Origin of the sequence: Colwellia sp. BRX8-5, assembly GCF_014077325.1 — a bacterium.
Taxonomy (GTDB): domain Bacteria; phylum Pseudomonadota; class Gammaproteobacteria; order Enterobacterales; family Alteromonadaceae; genus Colwellia_A.
The window spans coordinates 1-280 of the sequence record NZ_JACGVR010000115.1 but is presented as its reverse complement, the minus strand read 5'-3'; the positions used below and the strand labels follow the sequence as shown (position 1 = coordinate 280).

General features: G+C 41.1%; 1 tRNA gene. It reads left to right on the top strand.

The window, feature by feature from the left end:
* Nucleotides 1-44: 44 nt before the first annotated feature.
* Nucleotides 45-121: transfer RNA gene (locus H4J62_RS20145), tRNA-Met, on the top strand.
* Nucleotides 122-280: the final 159 nt, after the last annotated feature.

The following is a 280-nucleotide window of genomic DNA, read 5'->3' as shown; positions in this document are numbered from 1 at the left end:
TTAAAACAACTTGGCTTTCCTAAGAAGGTATTAGGACATTCGGACGCGGGATGGAGCAGTCTGGTAGCTCGTCGGGCTCATAACCCGAAGGTCGTCAGTTCAAATCTGGCTCCCGCAACCAACTTTAACTCAAGTATAAAGAGTATTTGTACCAAAGGTCGTCAGTTCCCTTTCAATTAGATATGGGCTCCGATAACCAACTTACGCTTAAGTATAAAAAGCAAATTCTTAAGTTTGAATTAAAACAACTTGGCTTTCCTAAGAAGGTATTAGGACATTC